This is a genomic window from Companilactobacillus keshanensis (assembly GCF_003946205.1).
GTDB classification, from domain to species: domain Bacteria; phylum Bacillota; class Bacilli; order Lactobacillales; family Lactobacillaceae; genus Companilactobacillus; species Companilactobacillus keshanensis.
In genome coordinates this window covers 98164-120920 of the sequence record NZ_RHOS01000006.1, presented here as the reverse complement: position 1 = coordinate 120920, position 22757 = coordinate 98164, and the positions used below count along the sequence as shown (strand labels likewise).

At 36.9% G+C, this 22757-nt stretch carries 18 protein-coding genes; 9 read left to right on the top strand and 9 right to left on the bottom strand.

Translation table 11 applies throughout. The annotated features are described in order from the left end of the window. Positions 1-32: 32 nt before the first annotated feature. The 4 genes from pstB to EKM64_RS05265 all read right to left on the bottom strand — a co-directional run bounded on the left by pstB (position 33) and on the right by EKM64_RS05265 (position 3607). Positions 33-827, bottom strand: a complete 795-nt coding sequence (pstB, locus tag EKM64_RS05280) for a phosphate ABC transporter ATP-binding protein PstB (protein ID WP_125676329.1) — start codon at positions 825-827, stop codon at positions 33-35. 10 nt (positions 828-837) lie between these two features. Then, entirely contained in the window at positions 838-1725 is an 888-nt protein-coding gene (gene pstA, locus EKM64_RS05275) for a phosphate ABC transporter permease PstA (protein WP_125676327.1), read from the bottom strand. Continuing rightward, positions 1715-2644 (bottom strand): phosphate ABC transporter permease subunit PstC, encoded by a 930-nt coding sequence (gene pstC, locus EKM64_RS05270; protein WP_125676325.1) that lies wholly within the window; start codon positions 2642-2644, stop codon positions 1715-1717. Before pstC ends, pstA begins: the two co-directional genes overlap by 11 nt. A 72-nt stretch (positions 2645-2716) precedes the next feature. Continuing rightward, positions 2717-3607: a phosphate ABC transporter substrate-binding protein PstS family protein gene (locus EKM64_RS05265; protein ID WP_125676323.1), complete on the bottom strand. Its 891-nt coding sequence runs from the start codon at positions 3605-3607 to the stop codon at positions 2717-2719. Between the two features lie 227 nt (positions 3608-3834). Between EKM64_RS05265 and EKM64_RS05260 the strand changes: the two genes are divergently transcribed. Next, positions 3835-4590, top strand: coding sequence for a winged helix-turn-helix transcriptional regulator (locus EKM64_RS05260; RefSeq protein WP_225420962.1), 756 nt, complete (start codon positions 3835-3837; stop codon positions 4588-4590). A gap of 43 nt (positions 4591-4633) precedes the next feature. Here EKM64_RS05260 and EKM64_RS05255 read toward each other — a convergent pair whose 3' ends face one another. Then, on the bottom strand, positions 4634-7273 hold the full coding sequence (locus EKM64_RS05255) for an HAD-IC family P-type ATPase (protein ID WP_191988519.1): 2640 nt from the start codon (positions 7271-7273) through the stop codon (positions 4634-4636). Positions 7274-7683: 410 nt separating this feature from the next. Between EKM64_RS05255 and nagE the strand changes: the two genes are divergently transcribed. The 5 genes from nagE (at position 7684) to EKM64_RS05230 (ending at position 13642) form a co-directional block, all read left to right on the top strand. Next, positions 7684-9669: an N-acetylglucosamine-specific PTS transporter subunit IIBC gene (gene nagE, locus EKM64_RS05250; protein ID WP_125676317.1), complete on the top strand. Its 1986-nt coding sequence runs from the start codon at positions 7684-7686 to the stop codon at positions 9667-9669. Positions 9670-10393: 724 nt separating this feature from the next. Further along, positions 10394-11365 (top strand): mannose/fructose/sorbose PTS transporter subunit IIA, encoded by a 972-nt coding sequence (locus EKM64_RS05245; RefSeq protein ID WP_125676315.1) that lies wholly within the window; start codon positions 10394-10396, stop codon positions 11363-11365. Positions 11366-11401: 36 nt separating this feature from the next. Next, positions 11402-12211: a PTS mannose/fructose/sorbose transporter subunit IIC gene (locus EKM64_RS05240; protein WP_125676313.1), complete on the top strand. Its 810-nt coding sequence runs from the start codon at positions 11402-11404 to the stop codon at positions 12209-12211. A 16-nt stretch (positions 12212-12227) separates the two neighbouring features. Next, on the top strand, positions 12228-13139 hold the full coding sequence (locus tag EKM64_RS05235; RefSeq protein WP_125676311.1) for a PTS system mannose/fructose/sorbose family transporter subunit IID: 912 nt from the start codon (positions 12228-12230) through the stop codon (positions 13137-13139). Positions 13140-13249: 110 nt separating this feature from the next. Then, a complete protein-coding gene (locus tag EKM64_RS05230) occupies positions 13250-13642 on the top strand; it encodes a DUF956 family protein (RefSeq protein ID WP_125676309.1) in 393 nt (130 codons plus the stop codon). A gap of 280 nt (positions 13643-13922) precedes the next feature. On the opposite strand, the gene EKM64_RS05225 is transcribed toward EKM64_RS05230, so the two are convergent. After that, the gene (locus EKM64_RS05225) at positions 13923-14675 is read right to left on the bottom strand and encodes a DUF5067 domain-containing protein (RefSeq protein ID WP_125676307.1); all 753 of its coding nucleotides are present in this window, start codon (positions 14673-14675) and stop codon (positions 13923-13925) included. A 204-nt stretch (positions 14676-14879) separates the two neighbouring features. On the opposite strand from EKM64_RS05225, the gene EKM64_RS05220 reads away from it, so the two are divergent. Continuing rightward, complete coding sequence (locus EKM64_RS05220) at positions 14880-15095, top strand: hypothetical protein (protein WP_225420961.1); 216 nt, start codon at positions 14880-14882, stop codon at positions 15093-15095. Between the two features lie 124 nt (positions 15096-15219). Beyond that, positions 15220-15891, top strand: a complete 672-nt coding sequence (locus tag EKM64_RS05215) for a 2,3-bisphosphoglycerate-dependent phosphoglycerate mutase (RefSeq protein ID WP_125676305.1) — start codon at positions 15220-15222, stop codon at positions 15889-15891. Between the two features lie 38 nt (positions 15892-15929). Here the strand turns inward: EKM64_RS05215 and EKM64_RS05210 are convergent, their stop codons facing one another. From EKM64_RS05210 to EKM64_RS05200, 3 genes are all read right to left on the bottom strand, one after another. After that, positions 15930-18011 (bottom strand): KUP/HAK/KT family potassium transporter, encoded by a 2082-nt coding sequence (locus EKM64_RS05210; protein WP_125676302.1) that lies wholly within the window; start codon positions 18009-18011, stop codon positions 15930-15932. A gap of 123 nt (positions 18012-18134) precedes the next feature. Beyond that, the gene (locus EKM64_RS05205; protein WP_125676300.1) at positions 18135-20558 is read right to left on the bottom strand and encodes a Xaa-Pro dipeptidyl-peptidase; all 2424 of its coding nucleotides are present in this window, start codon (positions 20556-20558) and stop codon (positions 18135-18137) included. A gap of 104 nt (positions 20559-20662) precedes the next feature. After that, positions 20663-21088: a MarR family winged helix-turn-helix transcriptional regulator gene (locus tag EKM64_RS05200; RefSeq protein ID WP_125676298.1), complete on the bottom strand. Its 426-nt coding sequence runs from the start codon at positions 21086-21088 to the stop codon at positions 20663-20665. A 113-nt stretch (positions 21089-21201) separates the two neighbouring features. Between EKM64_RS05200 and EKM64_RS05195 the strand changes: the two genes are divergently transcribed. Beyond that, entirely contained in the window at positions 21202-22578 is a 1377-nt protein-coding gene (locus EKM64_RS05195) for a DHA2 family efflux MFS transporter permease subunit (protein WP_125676295.1), read from the top strand. Positions 22579-22757 lie beyond the last annotated feature (179 nt).

Genomic DNA, 22757 nt, shown 5'->3' with positions numbered 1-22757 from the left:
AAAAGATTGAATCCAAGCGGATTCAATCTTTTTTATCCAAAGTCTCCGGAGATGTAATCTTCAGTGGCCTTAATTTCTGGAGCGGTAAAAATATTCTTGGTTTGATTATATTCAATTATGTGTCCCATGTGGAAGAAGGCTGTATAATCACTGATTCGTGAGGCCTGCTGCATATTGTGGGTTACGATAATAATCGTGTAACTTTTACTAAGCAATTTAAGGGTTTCTTCTATTTTGGAAGTTGAAATTGGATCTAAGGCGCTGGCTGGTTCATCCAGTAATAAAATATCAGGATGCATGGCAATTGAACGAGCAATACAGAGACGTTGTTGTTGACCACCAGATAAGGCTAAAGCACTTTTATCTAAGTCATCCTTAACTTCATCCCAGAGAGCGGCGTCACGCAAACTGGTTTCAAGGCGTTCTTGCAACTCTTTCTTATCGTTGATCCCGTTATTCTTTAATGCAAAAAGAATGTTTTCACGAATCGACTTTGCAAAAGGATTAGGACGTTGGAATACCATTCCAATGTGTCGTCTAACCTCATAAACATTGATGGTTTTAGAATTTATATCGGTATTTCTGTATAAAATTTTACCATCGACTTGAGCAATGCGGTCATTCATCCGATTGAGACACCTTAGGTAAGTAGATTTACCAGATCCAGATGCGCCGATCAGTGAAGTGATCTGGAAGCGAGGAAAGTCTAAGCTAGCATCAAAGATTGCATGGCTTTTACCATAATGAACTTGGACATTTTCAGTCGAAAGCGCGACCTCTTGCTCTATTTTGCTGATGTATTGTTGATTAAAGTCATATGTTTTCAAGCAGTTATCCTCACTTTGAGGCAGTCATTTTCTTAAATAGTTTGTTACCAAGATATCTGGCACCCAGATTAAAGATCAAGATAACAATAATTAATACGGCAGATGATGCACTGGAAATTGCACTCGAATCTGGAGTAACACTCTCAGTGTTAACTTTCCAAATATGAACAGCCAATGTTTCGGCTGGACGCATAGGATTTAGAAAACTTGTTTCAGTGAACAGATTCCAATTTCCATAGTCTACGCTAGGTGCACTTTGACCAGCCGTATAAATCAAGGCAGCTGCTTCACCAAAAATTCTTCCTGAGCAGAGAATCAATCCAGTTAATATTCCTGGCAATGCCATTGGTAAAATGATTTTGGTAATAGTTTTCCAACCGGATAATCCTAGGGATGTACCAGCTTCTCTTTGAAGATCAGGGACACTTCGAAGAGATTCTTCAATATTTCTAGTTAGAAGTGGCAAATTGAAGAAAGTTAAAGCAATTGCACCAGCTAAAATTGAGAATCCCATGTTTAGTTGAATAACTAGTAGTAAGTAACCGAATAATCCAACAACAACTGATGGTAGTGAGCTCAAAACTTCGATGGAAGTTCTGATAATATCAGTTACCCAATTGTCTTTAGCATATTCGGATAAGTAGATACCTGCACCTAGGGCAATCGGGAAAGAAATTATTAAGGCTAACACTAATAGGTAGAGTGAATTGAAAAGCTGATCACGGACACCACCACCGGCACTAAAGGATTGTGCTTCTGATGTCAGAAAATGCCAGTTTATATCAGGGACTCCGTTATAGAGAATATAACCGAGCAGAGCAACTAGAATAGAAACGACTATTCCAACTAGTCCATAAATCATGCCTGTGGCGAGTTTATCAGATTTTTTAGCGTTCATTTTTAATGTTACCTCGTCTTCCAATGAATCGAACTATCAAATTGAACAACAGTGACATGAATAATAGAACCAGTGCAAGGGACCATAAAGCATTATTTGGTAATGTTCCCATAACTGTATTCCCAATTTCTGTTGTTAACTTACTAGTCAAAGTTGAAGCTGGTGAAATTAAATTCTTTGGCATTAGGATCGCGTTTCCGATAACCATTTGGACGGCTAGGGCTTCACCAAAGGCACGAGCCATACCAAAGATAACGGCAGTAAGTAATCCTGGAGCCGCAGCTTTTAAGATCACTTTATAAATTGTTTGCCAGCGTGTAGCACCAAGGGCTAGGGATGCTTGGCGATAGTGCATGGGAACAGATTTAAGACTATCAACTGACAACGAAGTAATAGTAGGTAATACCATAACGAATAAAACTAATGTTCCGGAAAGAATACCGAATCCCGTTCCTCCAAAGATTCCTCTTATGAATGGTACGATCAATGATAATCCGATAAAACCATAAACAACTGAGGGAATACCAACTAGCAATTCAATAACAGGTTGCAAAAATTTTGCGCCTCTTTTGTTTGCAATTTCAGTCATAAAGATAGCAGTTCCAATAGCAAATGGAGTAGCTAGTAATGCCGCTAAAATGGTAACGCTGAATGATGTAACGATCATTGGCAAAGCACCCACTTGAGGGTTACCATATTTGTCTACATCACCAGGTTTCCAATCTGATTGGGTTAAGAAATTCCAAAAATTTACTCCATTTTTAGTGAAAGTTGCGAGACCCTTAGAAGCAATGAAATAGAGAATGCAGGCTACTAATAGGATGATTAAACCAATACATGAATAGCAAATAACTTTCCCAAAGTAGTCTTGACGCGTTGCTCGAGAACTCTTTTGTAATCTAGTTTGAATATCGTCCATGAAATCCTCCTGAGGACAGAAAAAAAGAACTTCGACCAATTAACTCCGGAGTCAAAGCTCTTTTTAAATTAATTATTTGTCTGAAACAGTTCCTTTTGAGTCCTTTTGTACTTTCATATCATTTGTACTGATGTAGCCCATGTCTTTAACAAGTTTCTTTTGAACATCATCAGATTTCATATATTCGATGAATTTCTTTGTTGCATCTTTAGGATCACCCTTTGTATACATATGTTCGTATGACCAGATTTTCCATTTGTTGTCAGCAACGTTATCATCTGTAGCTTTAACGTCATCGATTGATAGTGCTTCAACCTTATCGTTGATGTATGAGAAGGCTAGGTAACTAATAGCACCTGGTGTTGTAGATACGATCTTTTGAACAGTACCATTTGAGTCTTGTTCTTGTGACTTAATGGCCTTTTCCCCACCTAATACAGCTGATTCAAATGTAGCTCTTGTACCACTACCTTCAGCACGGTTAACGACAGTGATTTTTTCGTCTTTTCCACCAAGGTCTTTCCAGTTAGTGATTTTACCAGTAAAGATTTGTTTCAATTGATCCATAGTAACGTTTTTAACACCGGCATCCTTGTTAACTACTGGTGCCATACCAACAACGGCAACTTTATGATCTACAAGTTTCTTAGCGTCGATACCATCTTTTTGTTCGGCAAAGATATCTGAGTTACCGACCTTAACTGATCCATCTTGGACTTGGCTAAGTCCCGTACCAGAACCCCCACCTTGAACAGTAATATTGATCTTGCTATTATCCTTTTGGAAATCACCAGCGGCTTTTTCAACCAATGGTTGAAGTGCAGTCGAACCAACAGCTGTAATCTTACCTGATACTTCAGATGAAGATGATTTAGTAGCACTTGAGCTATTGCTACATCCAGTTGTGATCGCCATTAAAGCGCCTAGCGCAAGTAATGATGAAATAATTGTTTTCTTTTTCATAAAGAAACCCCTTAACAAAAAATATATTATTGCTCTGTTATCAAGCTCTTATAAAGTAACGTAAACTTATATTATTTTTGTCTATTTATTGTAAAGAAAGAGTAAATTTTGTATTTATCTTGTTGTATTAGCCTATATAAAAATACAATGGATTATTTATGCTTATCAGGTGACCTAAACGAAATTATGCTGTTATAATCAATTTACTTGGCTGGCCATAGCTAATTATGAATGCTGGAAGGAAGTATTGGATGCGACCGTTGATATTGTTAAGCAACAGATTGCCTTTGTTCTTAGAAATTAATCGTTATTGTAATGGTCAAAATTGGTTTGTACATAATGTTATGGATCATGAGAAAGCAATTGAAATTGTGAATGAAAATGATGTTGCCGGATTGATCATAGACTTATCTACAATCGATATATCATCAACAATTGAAACTGTTAAAACTTTACGCAATAAAATAACAGGGCCAATAGTAGTAATAGCAAAGAAACATGATAAGAAAGAAAAAGAGATTTTGTATGATTTGAAGATCGATGCATATTTCCTAGAGAAATTTGATTTTACAGAATTTATAGCCAAAATACGTCAGCTTTTCTGGTTGTATGATAAGCTCCGAGATGATGAAACGAAGCAACCAGAATTAAAAACTGATAAGTTGATCAAATGTGACGATTTATCAGTTGATTTCAAACATTATCGCGTTATACATGAGGGGAATGATATTGGATTGACCCCTAAGGAATTTAGTTTATTTTGGTATTTAATGCAGCATCGAGGCCAAGTAATCAGCCGTGATCAGTTACTTGAGGGCGTCTGGGGTTATGATGCTGCCGGATCAACACGAACAATTGATATTCATATTAGTCACTTGCGAGATAAATTAGAAGAAAATCCGCAGTCACCAACATGGATCAAAACAGTCCGTGGATTCGGATACATTTTAGATAATGATTATCCATTAGTTTCAGGAAATTAAAAAAAAGCCAAGTCGTTAGACTTGGCTTTTTCAATACTCTAAATTATCTCAATTTCATACGGATCATCTTGTCTATTTCGGCAACTAGTAGAACGATGAATCCACCAACTATGGCGAATCCCCATTCTTTTAATCCAATATTACCAGTGTAGAAAACTCCTTGCATGAATGGAACATAAGTTAAAATCAACTGTAAAATTATCATCAATCCGATGAATAAGAAAGCTTTTGGATTGGAGAAAAAGTCTTTTGAAAAGGCAAGTTTCTTAGTCCTAATATTGAATAGATAGAATATTTTACCAATGACTAAAACATTGACCATAGTCGTACTTGAGATTACTTCTCCGACGCCTTGAGCATTCAGATATGCATCCACAATCAAACTGACACCCGAAATTAGGATGGCCACGTAGGCCATTTGGAAAATATCGTGCTTATTCATGAATTTGGCACCAGTTTTTCTAGGTGCCCGTTTCATAATACCTTCTTCTGCTGGTTCAAAAATTAAAGCAAATTGAATCGTAATGGCTGAAACCATGTTGATCCAAAGTAATTGTGTTGGATGTAGTGGTATTTCGCTTTTAGTAAGAACAGCATAGGCTACAATCAAACCTTCGGAGAAGGAAATAGGTAGGAGATAAAGAATACTCTTCTTAATATTATCGAAAATTCTTCGACCTTCCTTAATAGCGGTGGACATAGTAGCAAAGTTATCGTCGGTAAGAACCATATCTGATGAATCTTTGGCTACATCAGTACCTTTAATACCCATAGCTACACCAATATCTGATTTTTTAAGGGCGGGTGCGTCGTTAACACCGTCACCAGTCATAGCTGTGACCTTATTGTTCTTTTGTAAAGCATCGATGATTTCTAGTTTATTACTGGGCGTAGTTCTAGCAAAAACCTGATTTTTATCAGCTGCCTGAATCTTTTCTTTATCAGTTAGTTGATCCCATTCAAGACCAGTAATGGCGTTGATTTCATCGGCTAAGCCTAGTTGTTCACCAATTGCTTTCGCAGTAATGGCACTATCACCAGTAATCATTTTAACTTGAACGCCAGCGTCGTTCATAACTTTTAGTGAATCAATAACTTCTTCTCGAGGAGGATCGATAATGGCAGCCAGTCCTAAGAAGTCCATACCATTTGTTATCTGTTCATGGGTTATTTCATTGATATTTTCAGGTACTTCTTCGTAACTTACCGCAATTACACGTTTACCTTGAGCAGAATAAGCAGTAACTTTATCTAACCAATAATTGTAATCGAAGTCTTTATCATTAGTCATTTTTAACAGTTTATCGGGTGAACCTTTAGCAAATAAGAACTTTTTACCAGAATTATCTTTAACTAATTTAGCCATGTAACGATAGTCGGAATCAAATGGCAAAATATCTAATTCTGTATAATTATCAACTGTTCCTAGAGCCTTTTGATAAAGAGTTAAGAAAGCTCCATCAGTTGGTTCACCATTAATGATCCACTTATTGTCTTCATATAATAAGTCAGTATCGTTAGCCTGAAATCCGGCTTCTAAAAATAGTTTAAGTTTAGGATCAATGTCGGCCTTTTGATAATTTAAGTTGATTTGACCAGTTGGTTCATAACCAGTTCCCGATACAGAGTAGGTTTTATCATCAATCAAAATGTCCGTAACAGTCATTTCATTTTTAGTTAAAGTACCAGTTTTATCGGTTGCTACCACATCGACAGAGCCAAGAGTTTCAACCGCCGGTAGAGTCTTAACAATCGTGTTGTGATTTTTAGCCATGTCACTAACACCTTTAGCTAAAATAACTGAGGTCGTGGCAGGTAATCCTTCAGGAATAGCACCAACCATCATTGAAACAACAGCTAAAGTTAAAACCGATAATGAGTAGGTTTCAAAGAATAAACCTATCAAGAAAATTACGATCGATGCAAAGACGATAAAGTAGGATACGTTAGTACCCAAACGATCAATGATTTGGATCAATGGTGTTTTACGTTTCTTAACGGAGCTGACTTCTTGTGATATCTTACCGATTTCAGTTTCTTCAGCAGTCGCAATAACTAGACCAGAACCACTACCATTAGTGACAGCAGTCGATGCAAACGCCATGTTGGTTTGTTCAGCTAATGCAACTTTGTTACCAGCCAAGGCGTCAGTGATCTTTTCAACAGAATTGGCTTCACCAGTTAAGGCCGATTCTTGAATGCGCAAGTTGTCAGAGTCAATAATTCTAAGATCAGCTGGAACATTGTCACCAGCTTCCAAGAAGACCACATCTCCAACCACAATTTCTTCGGCAGGGATATCCTTTCTGGCACCGTCACGATAGACAGTGGCATCAGTTGACAACATTTCTTTGATTTTTTCTAAAGCATTTGAAGCATTATTCTCTTGATAGTAACCAATTAAAGCATTGATTATAACTACCATACCGATGATTATCGAATCAGAATAATGTCCCATCAAAAGTGTGATCATTGTTGCTGCTAGTAGGACATAGATCACCATACTTTTAAATTGACGGAAAAATATCTTCCACTTAGGTGTTTTTTTCGATTCTAATTTATTGGGACCAAATTTCTCAAGACGTTCTTTAGCTTCTTTTGATGTTAAGCCATCTTTGAAATCTTCAAGTTTTGTTTGTTTTTGTAGTTCTTCCAGATTTTTTTGATAATATTTTTTATCCATTTTCATCTCCTATTTTTTGTGTAAAAAAAAGACGGCTGCTCTAGAGCAGTGCGCCGCAAACAAACGTGATTAACTTTTAATGATGACAGTGTTGATATTAGCCTTCAGTTTCAATTCACTCCTTAAGATATGTTAACAATAAAATAACAGGTTTTATCTATTATGTCAATTTTAATATATTCATTAGATTTTAATTATGATTTACAATAAATAATTGGAGATCATCTTATGCTTTATGTAACTTTTGGAATATACCAATTATCGTAAATAGATTATTTGTCTGAATTATGAAAGCCTATACTCCACTTACATTAACCGATATAAGAAATTTTTGCTTGCAAAGTTACATATAGACCATTATTATTGACTTCATTGATATAAAATGGTTTTTGTAAGGGGAAAATAGGAAAATGAAAACATATCTTCAAAAAATGGGTCGTTCGTTACAACTACCCGTTGCGGTACTTCCTGCCGCAGCTCTTTTGCAAGGTATCGGACACTTAATGCCACAAAGCTGGGGGATTGCCCAGTTTATGCAGGCTGGTGGTGTTGCGATACTTAATCAAATCGCACTATTATTTGCGGTTGGATTGGCTTTTGGAATGTCCAAAGATAAAGATGGGGCAGCTGCCTTGGCAGGTTTAGTTGCCTACATCATTCCAGTTGGAATTTTAACTCCAGCTAATGTTGCATTGTTGATGGGAATCAGTGTTAAATCAGTTGATCCAGCCTTCAACTTTGTTTCAGGTAATGTGCTTGTGGGTATCATTGCCGGGTTATCCGCTGGTGCTCTGTATAATCGTTTCCATGAAACTAAGTTACCAATGGCACTTTCATTCTTTAGTGGAAAAAGATTGGTGCCGATCGTGGCCTCGTTGGTTATGTTGTTAGTCAGTGCAGTATTATTATTTGCTTGGCCAACTATCTACGATGCACTAGTAAGTTTTGGTAAATTCTTTATTAATTTAGGTGCTGTTGGTGCTGGATTGTATGGCTTTTTCAATAGGTTACTGATTCCAACCGGATTACATCAAGCACTTAATCAAGTATTCTGGTTCAATGTTGCTGGTATCGATGATATCGGTAATTTCTGGGCCAACAAAGGTGTTAAGGGTGTTACCGGAATGTATCAAGCTGGATTCTTCCCAGTCATGATGTTTGGTTTACCTGCTGGTGCCTATGCGATCTATCGTAATGCCTTACCTGAACGTAAAAAGGAAACTGCCGGATTGATGATGGCTGGTGCCTTTGCCTCATTCTTTACAGGTGTTACTGAACCATTAGAATTTTCATTTATGTTTGTAGCTTGGCCACTATATATTCTGCATGCAATCTTTGTAGGACTCTCACTAGGGTTTGCAGCTTTTATGCATTGGACTGCTGGTTTTACATTTAGTGCTGGGTTGGTCGATTACTTATTAAGTATTCACATGCCGATTGCAAACATGCCTTTAATGTTATTGGTCCAAGGAATATTTATGGCAGTTATTTACTACTTTGGATTTGATTTCGCTATTAAAAAATTCAACTTAATGACACCAGGTCGCGAGCCACTAAATACTGACGCCGTTGACTCGGTTGAAGTTTCAGATGATGACGACAAATATTCACTCGCTGCTAAGAAGGTTTATGCTGGAATTGGCGGATTTGAAAATATCAAAGTAATTGACAATTGTACAACACGTTTACGATTACAATTATTTGATACTGATAAAGCAGATCAATCATTGATCAAAACCTCTGGCGCTGCCGGAGTTAATATTTTGGATAAGAACAATATTCAAATTGTTATAGGAACAGAAGTACAATTCGTAGCTGATGCATTAACAAAATTATACGATGCAAAAACACCTTTGACTAAGGCTAAAGAAACTACAGAATCTGAAGAAACACTTGAGTCCACAAAAGAAGAAAAAATATCTGATGTTAAATCGGGGACAGAAACCTTCTATAGTGTAGCTAATGGAAAGCTTGAAGATATTGAACAAGTTCCTGATGATACTTTCTCACAAAAAATGTTAGGCGATGGATATGCGGTTGTTCCAACGGATGGACAAATAGTTTCACCAGTCGATGGAATTATTACGACTATTTTCCCAACCAAACATGCAATGGGAATAAAAACTGAAAATGGCTTAGAAGTCCTTTTACATATGGGAATCGATACTGTGCAATTAAAAGGTGAACCGTTTGATCTTAAAGTAGCTGATGGACAAACAGTTCGTCATGGAGATTTACTAGCATCGGTTGATCTTGATGCCATAACGGCAGCCGGAAAGAAAATTGATATGATGGTCATTGTTACCAATATGCCAGTTGTTTCCATGATGAAATTTAAAGATTTAGATCGACAAGTTAATAAAGATGACGATGTTGTCAAAGTAACTACTAAATAAATAGCAAAAGTCCAAATCGAAATTTTCGATTTGGACTTTTTGCTGTAATTAAATGATCAAAAGAAATGATAAATTTGGCAGAACATTTTATTATGTAATGATTCTACAAAGCCAAACACTATGTATGCAGCATAGTGTTTGGCTTTTTTTAAATTTAGTCACTTTTGTTAAAACGTTCAAATTTCAGCAAGAAGGGATGTAATGTATAGGTTTTAATTAAAGAGGAAACCCTATATTGAAGGCATTATGCAATGCTTATGTTGAAAAGGCATGACTGATAGAGGCTGAATAAATTAATAATTTGGAAAATTTTTAGTCTAATAGGAAGTAACCGGTAATACAATGAAAAAGACGATAAATGAATACGCTTTCATTATCTTTGATAAGTACACAAAAATCTGTCAAACCCTTGGCACAGCATTGGTCTAAACCATTTGAAAATAAATGACGGCCTGATTTAGAGCCTTTTTAGATGATAATCATTATCGCTTTCCTAAAAAAAGAAAATTTAAAAAAACTTAAAGATTCATTACGTTTTATATTTCTTTATATAAAAAGGTGTTTTTTTTCAGAAAAAATGATATTATGTAAGGGTTCACAAAGAAGGGTGAGCTCGATTAAAGTGCCTTATTACGAAATTATTCCATTTTAATTTTTATCAAGGGACTATTATTGTTTAGTTTAAGTAAGCGCTTTAATCACTAATTCATAAGGAGGATTAAAGATGGTAGGGATTATCATTGCTAGTCATGGTAAGTTTGCCGACGGTATATTGCAATCCGGATCGATGATCTTTGGAGAGCAAGAAAACGTCAAAGCCGTTACACTTATGCCTAGTCAAGGCCCAGACGACTTAAAGGCTAATCTGGAAGCTGCGATTGCATCTTTCGATGACCAAGACGAAGTATTATTCTTAGTCGATCTTTGGGGTGGTACACCTTTCAATCAAGTTAATAACTTGTTTGAAGCACATAAAGACAAGTGGGCAATTGTTGCCGGCTTGAATTTGCCTATGTTGATCGAAGCATATGCATCACGCATGTCTATGGACAGTGCGCACGAAATTGCTGCTCACATTATTGAAACAGCAAAAGAAGGTGTTAAGGCTCGTCCTGAATCACTTCAACCAAAAGAAGCTGCAAAACCTGTAGCTCAATCAAATGGTAGTGCTGGTAGACCGGGATCATTGGAATATGTTCTTGCACGTGTTGACTCACGTCTATTACACGGTCAAGTTGCAACCGCCTGGACAAAGACAACAAACCCAACACGTATTATCGTTGTGTCTGATGCCGTAGCTAAAGATGAACTTCGTACAAAGTTGATCCAACAAGCTGCTCCATCAGGTGTTAAAGCCCACGTTGTTCCTGTTGATCAAATGATCAAGATCGCCAAAGATGATAAACATTTCGGTGGTCAACGTGCACTATTACTATTCGAAGACCCACAAGATGCATTACGTGCTGTCGAGGGGGGAGTTCCTTTGAAGGAAATCAATGTCGGCTCAATGGCCCATTCAACTGGTAAAGTTCAACCTAACAAGGTTTTGGCTTTTGACCAAGATGACATTGATACATTCAAGAAACTTGAAAAAGAGGGCGTAGAATTTGATGTTCGTAAAGTTCCCGCTGACTCAAAAGACAACATGGATTCAATCTTGAACAAAGCTCAAGAAGAGCTTAACAAGAAAAAGTAAAATAATTATCAGAGGAAAATTGGAGGATTAATAATCATGGATTTGAATATTTTTCAAGTGATATTAGTCGTTTTAGTATCATTTCTAGCTGGTATGGAAGGTATTTTGGATGAATTCCACTTCCATCAACCAGTTATCGCCTGTACATTAATCGGATTAGTTACAGGTAACCTAATACCATGTTTGATTTTAGGTGGTTCACTACAAATGATTGCTCTTGGATGGGCAAACATTGGCGCTGCTGTTGCTCCTGATGCTGCTTTAGCATCTGTTGCTTCCGCAATTATTCTTGTTCTTGGTGGCGAAGGTAGAAAAGGTGTTGCTTCTGCTATCGCTATCGCTGTTCCATTGGCTGTTGCCGGATTGTTATTAACAATTATTGTTCGTACAATTACTACTGGTATTGTTCATATTATGGATAAAGCTGCCGAAGAAGGTAGTTTTAGAAAAATTGAATTCTGGCAAATTGTTGCTATCTGTTTACAAGGTATCCGTATCGCTATTCCTGCCGCTATGATCTTGGCAATTGGTGCCGGTCCCGTTAGAGGTATGCTAAATGCTATGCCTTCATGGTTGACTGACGGTCTTGCTGTTGGTGGTGGTATGGTTGTTGCTGTTGGTTACGCAATGGTTATCAACATGATGGCTTCTAAAGAAGTTTGGCCATTCTTTGCTATTGGTTTCGTTCTAGCAACTGTTACTGATCTTACATTGATCGCACTTGGTACTATTGGTATTTCTATGGCACTTATTTATCTTAAACTTGAAAAAACAGGTGGCGGATCAAATAACGGCGGTGGATCTAATACTGGTGATCCAGTCGGCGATATAATAGATAATTACTAGGATGGAGGAAGAAAAATTGGCTGAAGAATTAAAGTTAACTAAAAAAGATCGTATAGCCGTTTGGTGGCGTTCAACCTTCATTCAAGGTTCATGGAACTACGAACGTATGCAAAACGGTGGTTGGGCATATTCAATGATCCCAGCACTTAAGAGACTATATACTACTAAAGAAGACCGCGCCTCAGCATTGAAGCGTCACTTGGAATTCTTTAATACTCACCCTTACTTAGCTTCACCTATTTTAGGTGTTACTATGGCTCTTGAAGAGGAACGTGCTAACGGTGCACCCGTTGATGACGTCGCCATTCAAGGTGTTAAAGTTGGTATGATGGGTCCTCTAGCTGGTATTGGTGATCCAGTGTTCTGGTTCACTGTTAAGCCTATCGTTGGTGCTCTAGCAGCATCACTTGCTATGACAGGTAATATCTTAGGACCAATCATTTACTTCGTTGTATGGAATGCTATTCGTATGGGATTCATGTGGTATACACAAGAACTTGGCTACAAAGCCGGTTCAAAGATCACAGAAGATATGTCTGGTGGTTTGCTACAAGACATTACTAAAGGTGCTTCGATTCTAGGTATGTTTATCCTAGGGTCATTGATTAACCGTTGGGTTGTTGTTAAGTTCACACCAACCGTTTCAACAGTTAAACTTGATAAGGGTGCCTTCATCGACTGGGCTCATTTACCAGCAGGTGCACAAGGTGTCAAAGAAGCATTGATCCAACAAAAGGCAGGTCTTTCATTGACTGCACATAAAGTAACAACATTACAAGATAACTTGGATAGTTTGGTACCTGGTTTAGCTGCCTTACTTCTAACATTCTTATGTATGTGGTTATTAAAGAAAAAAGTTTCACCAATCATTATCATTCTTGGCTTGTTCGTTGTCGGTGTCTTACTACACGTACTCCACGTTATGTAATAATTGGATCTATAAATTTGATGAACTCTTTTGGAGTTCATCTTTTTTTTAACCGAAAAATTCATAGGTGTATAATGACAATTAATTAGAGAAAGAATGGAGTAAATCAAATGGTCCAGTCAATCAATACAAAGTCTGACCTTGTCATAGATGGGACTTCACATGTTGGTATGTCGGAGTATGGCAAGATCATGGTCGGTGATAAGGGATTTGAATTTTATAGTGATAGAGATACTAAAAATTATATTCAAATTCCTTGGAAGGAAGTCGACAAAGTCGTCGTTTCTATCATATTCAAGGGTAAATGGATACCTCGTTATGCTTTAAAAACTAAGAAGAACGGAATGTATGCATTCTCTTCAAAAGACCCCAAAAAGGTTCTTAGAACGATCAGAAAGTATATTGATCCAAAAGATATCGTCCAATCATTGAGTTTTAATGATGTTGTTAAACGTGGTGTTAAGAATCTTTTCACACGTAAAAAGAAAAACAAGAAGAAATAATAGAAAAACGCTTATCAAATTTTTTATTTGATAAACGTTTTTTATTTTGGGCTATTTTAAAATAGCCATTTGGATAAGAAGGGTGTAAGTAACTCGATTGACTTACAATTTGTATTTTAAGTTATGAAACGCGTTCCACAGCAAGTACTTTTTAATAATAATAGTCTATATCTCAGAAGCCTAATATTTGAGTCTCTAAGAGCATATTAAAAAAGACGACTAATTGTCCGTATGACAGTCGATCGTCCTTGTCAGAGCTTTTTAGATGTATTTAAAAGCGCTAGCTGAGTTTGAATGGTTGTGTTGTTTGAATTGGTTGATTAGTTTGAATATTTAGGAATGACATTATAACGTCGTCATCTGTACTATTTACCTTAACTAAGAGTGCGCCGTCAAAGCTTTTACCTGGTTGTACTTGGTCGTTATTACTTGAATTAACGATACCAGCATAATCGCCAGTGGCTTGAGTTGCTGACAATTGTTGATCATCTTGTTTTAAGATCATGTACTTAGATTGGATCTGGGAAGGATTCTGAGGTGATTGTGTCTTATTGGTGTAATTGTAATTGATCATCAAAGCTGCGTCTCCGTTTGCATCTTTAATGAGCTTTACGTCGTTTGATAGTTTGAAAGTGAACCAATCGCTAGTATAAGAGAGTGCATTGTAAGTTCCGGCATTCTTAATTGATTTGTCATCAGATCCGGCATTCTTAGCCTCGTCCTTTTTTTCGTCAGTTTTTGTTTCATCTTTTACAGTTTGAGGATCTTGTTTCTTCGATTTATCAGCAGTTTTTTTCTTGGGTGTGACTTTTTTTAGTTTGATATCAGTTTTTTTGCTGGAGGCTTTATTCTCAACTTTTGGAGTAGCATTTGAGTTGTCTTTGTTAAATAAATAAACGCCACCACCGATCAAACAAATAACTAATAAAGAAATGATGGTAATAAAACCCTTCTTTTTGTAGAACGGTTTTTTACGGTTACGTAATGCGCGACGAGTTAAGTTAGAATTATTTTTTTGGTGACGTCTATTCATGGTCTAAAACCCCCAAAGTATATACCCTTATAGTAACTTAATTGGTGGCTATTATCATAGTCATTTTGCGATAATTTTTTAACTAAAAGTAGAAAAATCTTTTTCGATAAAAAAAGGCAAAAAGTATTGAACGCCCTCGAAAAAAATGGTATAAATATCTGGTCGAAACATGTGGGGTTTCTATCAATATAAAAGGGGGTCACAATGATGTTGTTTTTTGGTAATCATGGCGACTATGAGGTCACTTGCAAGTTTTTGAATAAAGAAGGCCAGCGAATTGCTAAGAAGCGCGTCTGTCACAACGTTTCTAAGAAAGAAGCACGTGACGGTATGAGGGACTATATTACAAATAGATTCTCTGATACTATTGATGTAGCTCAGCCCATTAGAGTTGTTGCTAAACCGGCAGTCTCTAAATAATACAGAAGAATAATATACATAAGTCGCCTTGGGGGCGATTTTTTTATTTTCATTAATAAATGAAAATAACGATTGTGATAATATATAATAGGTATCTTTCAAGAAAGTTGGTAACATCACAAATATGGTAAAACTAATTATGGTAAGACATGGGGAAAGTATTGCAAATGCCCTAAATCGTTACACCGGTTGGAGCGACGTTGATCTTACCAAAATGGGAGAGCAGCAAGCACATCAAGCTGCAAAACAATTGCAAGGTATAGGGATCGAACATGTTCATACGTCTGTTTTAAAACGGGCCATTATGACAGCTTATTTGATCCAAGATGACCTTAATATCAATTATGTGCCGATTACCAAAAGTTGGCGCTTAAACGAACGACACTACGGAGCATTACGCGGGCAGAATAAAGATGAAACTCGTGTTGAATATGGTGTTGAGCAAGTTAGACTGTGGCGTAGAAGCTATTATACGATGCCGCCAAAGTTAGCTGAACCAGATAAAAATGTGGGACCATATAAGTATCTTGATCCAAGGGTCATGCCGTTGTCTGAGAGCCTGTTTCAAGCCTATAAGCGGATTATACCTTACTATGTTGATGCGATCGCACCACGCCTTTTAGAGGGTAAAAATCAATTAGTAGTAGCTCATGGCAGTACCATCCGCGCTTTGATCAAATATCTTGAAGATATTAGTGATAAAGATATTGATGGGGTAGAGGTTGCTAATGGGAAGCCATTGATTTATGAACTGGACGACAAGTTGAATATTATTAAATCCAATCGAATAGAATAAAAAATGGACCGATTATTTTAAATAATCGATCCATCTTTTTATTCATCATCGTCGTCATCAATAGGTTGATCAATTGGGATATCTCGTAATGCGGAGCTATCCTTTCTGACTAATCTGAGACGATTTAGCGATACTTTGCCTAAAACTAAAGGAACACGTTCTTCCAACACATCACTGTAGGATAATCCAAACCAGTTAGCAGGAGAAATGAACTTTTGTAGTAATAGACGAAGTCTAATAATACCTTTTTTAACATTGCTGATCTTTGTGTCAGGTGAAAGAACTTCTTTGATAAGAACGAATGAGAAGTCACCAACCTGACGGTCAGGAATGGTGGTATATTTTTGTGGTTGTGATTTGATCTCACCACTGGCCATAAGATCTTGCACGACTTGTCTTAGATAGACGTTAACCTTTTGGTCGACTCTAAAGCCAAGATATAATTGAACGCTGACCATGTAGTCAGTATCGAAAGTCTCGACACTGTAAGCTGCAGTGTACGGCTCATCAGTAACGTTTACTGTTACGAACCAGTAGACTTCAGCACGTTTTGGCCGTTTGTCTAAGATCGAATAAAGAATGTTTTTCTTGATTCGATAGCCGTCGTGAACTTTAGTCAAGTAAACCAAGTTAGTTGTATAAAGTGGATAACTTGGATCTTTTCTAAGGTCATTTAATTGATGCTTGAAAGCTAGTAATGATGCAAAGTGGCTTCTAAAAGTATTGTCATCCATTAGACGGTCACCATATCTCCAAATGAACATCACACTAATCAAAACAGCGGCGATGAACATAGTGATATAAGCACCATGAATGAACTTACTACTGTTTGTTACAAAGAAGATACTCTCGATAACAAAGAAGAAACCAATAACTAATGATGTTAACAAACGATTGAATCGCTTCATTAGTAACCACTGATGTAGCAAGATAGTCGTCATCAGCATTGTGATCGTAATTTCCAAACCGTAAGCATTCGACATGTTTTCAGAATTTTGGAAGTAAACGACGATAAACATACAAACGACCCAGATAATTGAGTTAACAGTCGGAATATATAGCTGTCCTTTGAAATTAGTAGGGTAGTAAGTCTTCAAACGTGGGAAAATTCTCAGTTTGATAGCTTCTGAAACCAGGGTATATGATCCAGAGATCAAAGCTTGCGAAGCAATGATAGCAGCCATGGCCGATAGGAAGATACCAAAGACACGTAAATTGTCAGGCATTGATTGATAGAATGGATTCATTGAATCCATTGCTTGCATGGCAGGGTTATCTTTGACACGTAACAACCAAACGGCTTGACCTAAATAACTTAACAAGAGACATATCTTAACAAAAGGCCAACTAGTATAAATATTAGAACGGCCAACATGTCCCATGTCAGAATAAAGTGCTTCAGCACCAGTCGTGGCTAGGAAAATACTTCCTAAAATGAAAACACCACGAATATTAATCGGGCTGCGCAGCAATTCAAAAGCGTAGTAAGGATTTAGGGCACGAATAATAGTCCAATCAAAGGAGATGTTGTACAGCCCCATTAAGCCCAAAAAGGCAAACCAGACTAACATTATCGGTCCAAAAGCTCTACCGATCAATTGTGTTCCGAATCTTTGAATGAAGAACAACGTCGACAAAATTATCAAAGTAATTATGATAACTTGTGTCTGATTATGAATCATGACGTTGTTATTAAAGGAGATCCCCTTTAAGCCTTCAATTGCAGCCGTAACAGTAACAGCTGGTGTCATCATACCATCAGCCAAGAAGGTTGCTCCTCCAACCATAGCTGGAATTATCAGCCATTTGGCACGCTTTCTAACTAAAGTATAGAGGGCAAAGATACCACCCTCACCACGGTTATCGGCACGCAAAGCAATCAGCACGTACTTGATCGTGGTAACTATGGTCAGTGTCCAAAATATTAAGGAAACACTACCTAAAATAAAATTGGTGGACATTTTACTTAATCCACCATTCCCCACCATTAATGAGTGCATAACATATAGAGGCGAGGTTCCGATGTCTCCATAAACAATTCCTAGAGCAATCAGAAATCCCGCTAAACTCATTTTTGAACGAGGATTATTTTTTAAAGAATTCAATTCACGTTTTTCCATTATAAATAATCTCCAAATAAACAGTTCAAGCGTGATTATAACATTAGAAAAGAGCACATGAAACCTTTTAATTTTGGTCTAGTTAGTAAGCGCTTTGTTAATGAGGATCATTGAAGTCTGGTATTAATTTTGTTTGTGAAGTGGAATTGATAGTTTGGCATTCTCTAATTCAAAACTGTACTTCAAATCTTGATTGCCACGAACTGTCATTCCAAAGTCAGTTGCGTAAATGATTAATCCTAATTGATGATCCTTTAATAGATGATAGAAGTTAGGTTGTAATGAAACGCTTAGATCGTAGAACTTATCAGGTGTTAATTCGTCATTCTTATATGGGTTATGACGATTTTGAAGATTGATATGTCCTTTAGTGATCATCTTTGAGGCTGTTTCTTTACCTAATTCAAATTCTCTAAGGTCATCTTTTCTCCAGTCAAAGGTCTCATCGATTCCGTTTGGTGTGAGAACGGAAGGGGAAACGTTGAGGCGTTTTGCTTTACCATAATCAACTAGTTGGAAACTTAGCATCCCAAGATCTTGATTGGATGAAACAGTTAAATCAAGTTTTGGAATTCCATCCAAAGTCATGTTATCTGATAATTTATCAGTCTTGAAAACTAAACGATTGTCATTTAGAGGACTGTCATCTTTTAGAAGATCAGCTTGCCATGCATCGTTATCTTTTGAATAAGCCCAGTATTGATCATCTGATAGAGAATCCTTGAAGGAAACTGTTGTATCAGAAGGTTTGTCAGCTAGTTTATCAGGTGCTAAATTAAAAACTTTGCGAGGATTCTCAGGGTCGCTCCAGTTGTCATAAGTATCCCATGTTTCTGGCTTGATATTGTCTTGGATAATAACATCTGGCAAGATTTTTTCAGCCTGATTGTCGACATCTAATAGTTCATGTGTCATCCATAGGTTGATCATGTCTGTATAGTCAATTGAGCGGAAATTATTGATGTAAATATGCTGACCTTGATGTAGGATCGCTTTTTGAACAATATTGTTATTCTTGATACCGTTCCAGAGTCGTTCAACGTTTCTTGGCTTAACATTCCAATCATTTAGACCATGAACCATTAGGACATCGGCTTTAATATTCTTAAAGTTCTTGTGATAATTTCTAGCATCCCAATAAGTGTTGTAATCACCAGTATCACGATCTTGATCGTGATTTAACTCAATCAATTTTTCATCCCAGGCTTCTTTGATACGATGGAAATCACCAGGGTTTAGGCGACGACTAAAGGTTTCTTCAGCTAGAACGTCAGCATCTTCACCAGGAAAACCTCCAGCAGCAATGACAAGTCCGCCATCACGATAGTAGTCATACCAACTAGAAATGGCGGCTTCAGTAACAATAGTCTTTAGGCCTTCAACACCAGTAGTTGCCGCAGCGGTAGCTAATGTACCTAGATAAGAACGTCCAGTCATACCAACTGATTTATTTGACCACCAAGCTTTTATTTCAATGTTGTCGACACGATTTGTGAATGCAATACGATTTCCGGCTAACCATTCAATGATGGCAATTGTAGAAGTTGTTTCTTCAGGACCACCGGTAGTACGCATACCATCAGAGTCACTAGTACCAACACCTGAAGCGTAAACTACAGCAAATCCGCGAGCCAAGAAGTAGTCGTTTAAACTGTAACAGAGGTCTTTGATAAATCCTTCTTCGGCTTCAGTTGCACTACCATTAACAATACGTTTGTCAGGTAGTTTCTCGTCAGGTGTGTGATATTCAATGTCTTCATATTTAGTGTCGTTTGGTTCCTTATGGCGTAAAGAAACGTTGACATTGTGAGTCATTTCCAAACCTGTTTCATCATTAGTACCTTGTAGATAAGGAGTGGCAGTATAGAGAACTGGAACTTTTAGACCTTTTTGCGTTTGGGCGGGGCGAATTATTTCGGCTTTTAGTAAGTCTAGTTTACCGTCGTGATCAGTGTCTTGTGGTGATTCAACGTAGACGACCTCACGGATTAATTTATGTGGATCAAATATGGGCAAGGTTTTACCATTGAAAAGTAGTTGTTTAGTTGTGTCTTTATAGAATGGTACAAAATAACCTTGAGTAGCCAATCTGTCAATGAAGGATTGACCATTCTTAGTATGGGTAGCTAATAGCCAGTACCAGGCTGAAATTATCTCATCGTGATCAAATTTGTCAGTTTTATGATCAGAAACTTTTAATTGAATCTTTTTCATAGCTTCCAGTGGATCAGAAAAAGTAAAGTCCACATCCGGATTAAATTGTAGAAGTTGAAGAGCAATATTATAGAAGGCGAGTACAGATACTTGTTCATTATTCTCTAAATAATCGTAAGCGTCTGAATCTTCAGTAGCTTGCAAAGAATGCAATCTGTGAGCAAGTGCTTGGTCAGATTTTATCTCGGGATAACCAAGTTTTAGAAAGCTCTTTAAGAGTTTACTTGGACTATTTTCAGCCTCATTGTCTTTGTTTAAGAATCTAATTTCTTTCAGTTCCTTAATTTGAGTATCAAAATCAGTGGGACGAATAGCAAATTGATTATTACGCATAACAAAACATCTCCTTAATCTATTTATGACTCATGCCTTCAGTATAAGATAATTAATTCACAATTACTATTTGATTTGTGAAGTTGTCAAAAAGTAATGCGTGATCAGTCTGATAATTGGGTGATAATTTTTGATAGTCCATTGAAAACTACTGATTTATTGTCTGTTCCCAATGCATCAATAATAATTTCTTCCGTTTGATCGAAGTAATTATTGATCTGCTTTGAAATTTTTTTTGCTTTATGAGTAAGTAGAACTTGTTTTAATCGAGCATCTTGTTCTACGGAAATGCGCACGATCAAATCTCTTTCTTCCATTAATTTGAGAGCACTAGTAGCAGTTGCACGTCTAATATTGAATTCTTTTTCAATGTCTTTTTGAAAGATGGCTCGATTGTCCAAACCCCTTGATAAGTAATCAATAATACTAATTTGAACACTTGTTAATCCCAGTGTCTGTGCAAATTTATCAGCGTTTCTAGTTACAGAATTGTTAGCTTGTTTGATAAGAGTACCAAATTTACGATTCATAAGATCACCTCGTTGTTAGAATTCTAACATATTTTTCTAGAGATTTTATAAAGATATGTGTTATAACAAGTAAGGTTAGTTTGAATTCTAACAATCAATGAGGAGGAAAATCAGTGAATAAAGGCTTGAATGCTAAATTGATCCTGTCGATCGTTGCTACAGGATTATTATCGTTTAGTGGGGTGGTTGTCGAAACGGCCACAAATGTTACGTTTCCAACTTTAATGAAGGAATTTAATGTGACGACTTCATCAGTTCAGTGGATGACAACTGGTTATTTATTGGTGGCTGCCATCATGATGCCTCTATCGGCATTTCTGAAGAATAGATTTACATATAAAAAATTATTTGCCTTTGCAGCTTCACTATTTGCGAGCGGTTTGTTGATCGATGTTTTGGCACCCGCCTTTTTAGTTTTGGTTATTGGAAGAGTTGTCCAAGGAATCGGTGCTGGGATCGCTCTGCCATTGATGTTCAACATTATATTGGAGCAAGCACCTCGAAATAAAATTGGCTTCTTAATGGGGATCGGAACTTTAATAACAGCCGTAGCTCCAGCAATTGGACCAACTTTTGGAGGTGTTATCGTTGATGCCATTGGATGGCGGAGTATTTTTGGATTACTGATACCAGTTATCATTATTGCTCTAATCATCGGTATATATGCTATTAAACAAGTACAAGAACCAGTTAAAACACATTTAGATTTTTTGAGTGTTTTTTATATAGCGTTAACATTTATTGGTCTAATTATTGGTTTCAGTAATCTATCAAAAGGTTTAGGAATGTTTTTGATCCCAGTAATTTTAGGAATAGTATTTTTGATGCTGTTTATGAAACGTTCAAACCAAGTTGAGCAACCATTATTAAATTTAAAAGTTTTAAAAAATAAGCTGTTCAGACAACACCTGGGGGCATTTTTCCTATTTCAAATGTCTGCTTTGGGGATGTCATTTATTTTACCTAATTATATTCAATTGGTAGATCACAAATCGGCCTTGATGGCCGGATTAGTAGTTTTGCCAGGTGCGGCCATTGGGGCAATGTTTGCTCCTGTAAGTGGGATTTTGTTAGACAATTTGGGAGCAAGAAGACCAATTATTTTTGGTTCTTGTTTGCAGATATTAGCTATGATCATTTTTGCAATTTCGGGCAGAAGTTTAATTGTTTGGTCGATCCTGAGTTTCTACATTCTATATATGGTCGGAATAGGTACTAGTTTCGGCAATACGATGACTAATGGAATCAATAAATTACAACAGTCAGATAGTGCGGATGGCAATGGTTTATTCAATACAGTACAACAATTTGCCGGAGCAGTTGGAACATCAATAATTTCGGCCATTGTAGCCATTTCTCAATCTTCTGTTAATAGTTTTAGCCGTGCCGAAAAGACCGCGATTGGTTCACAACACGGCTTTATAGTTTTGTTAGTGTTGCTTGTAATTGGCGCATTGCTGTTGAATAACGCAACCAAGAAAGAGGATTAAAAATTTCTTATGAGCTATAGGGAACTGGACTGCTTTTTGGTAGCCGAATTTTGAATATTGTATTAATAAGAAGAACATAAAAATCCCTAGATATACAAGATTTACTATTAAATCTGTGTATCTAGGGATTTTATTTTCTCGATATATATTTGTATAGAATTACTCACCCGCGTAAGCGG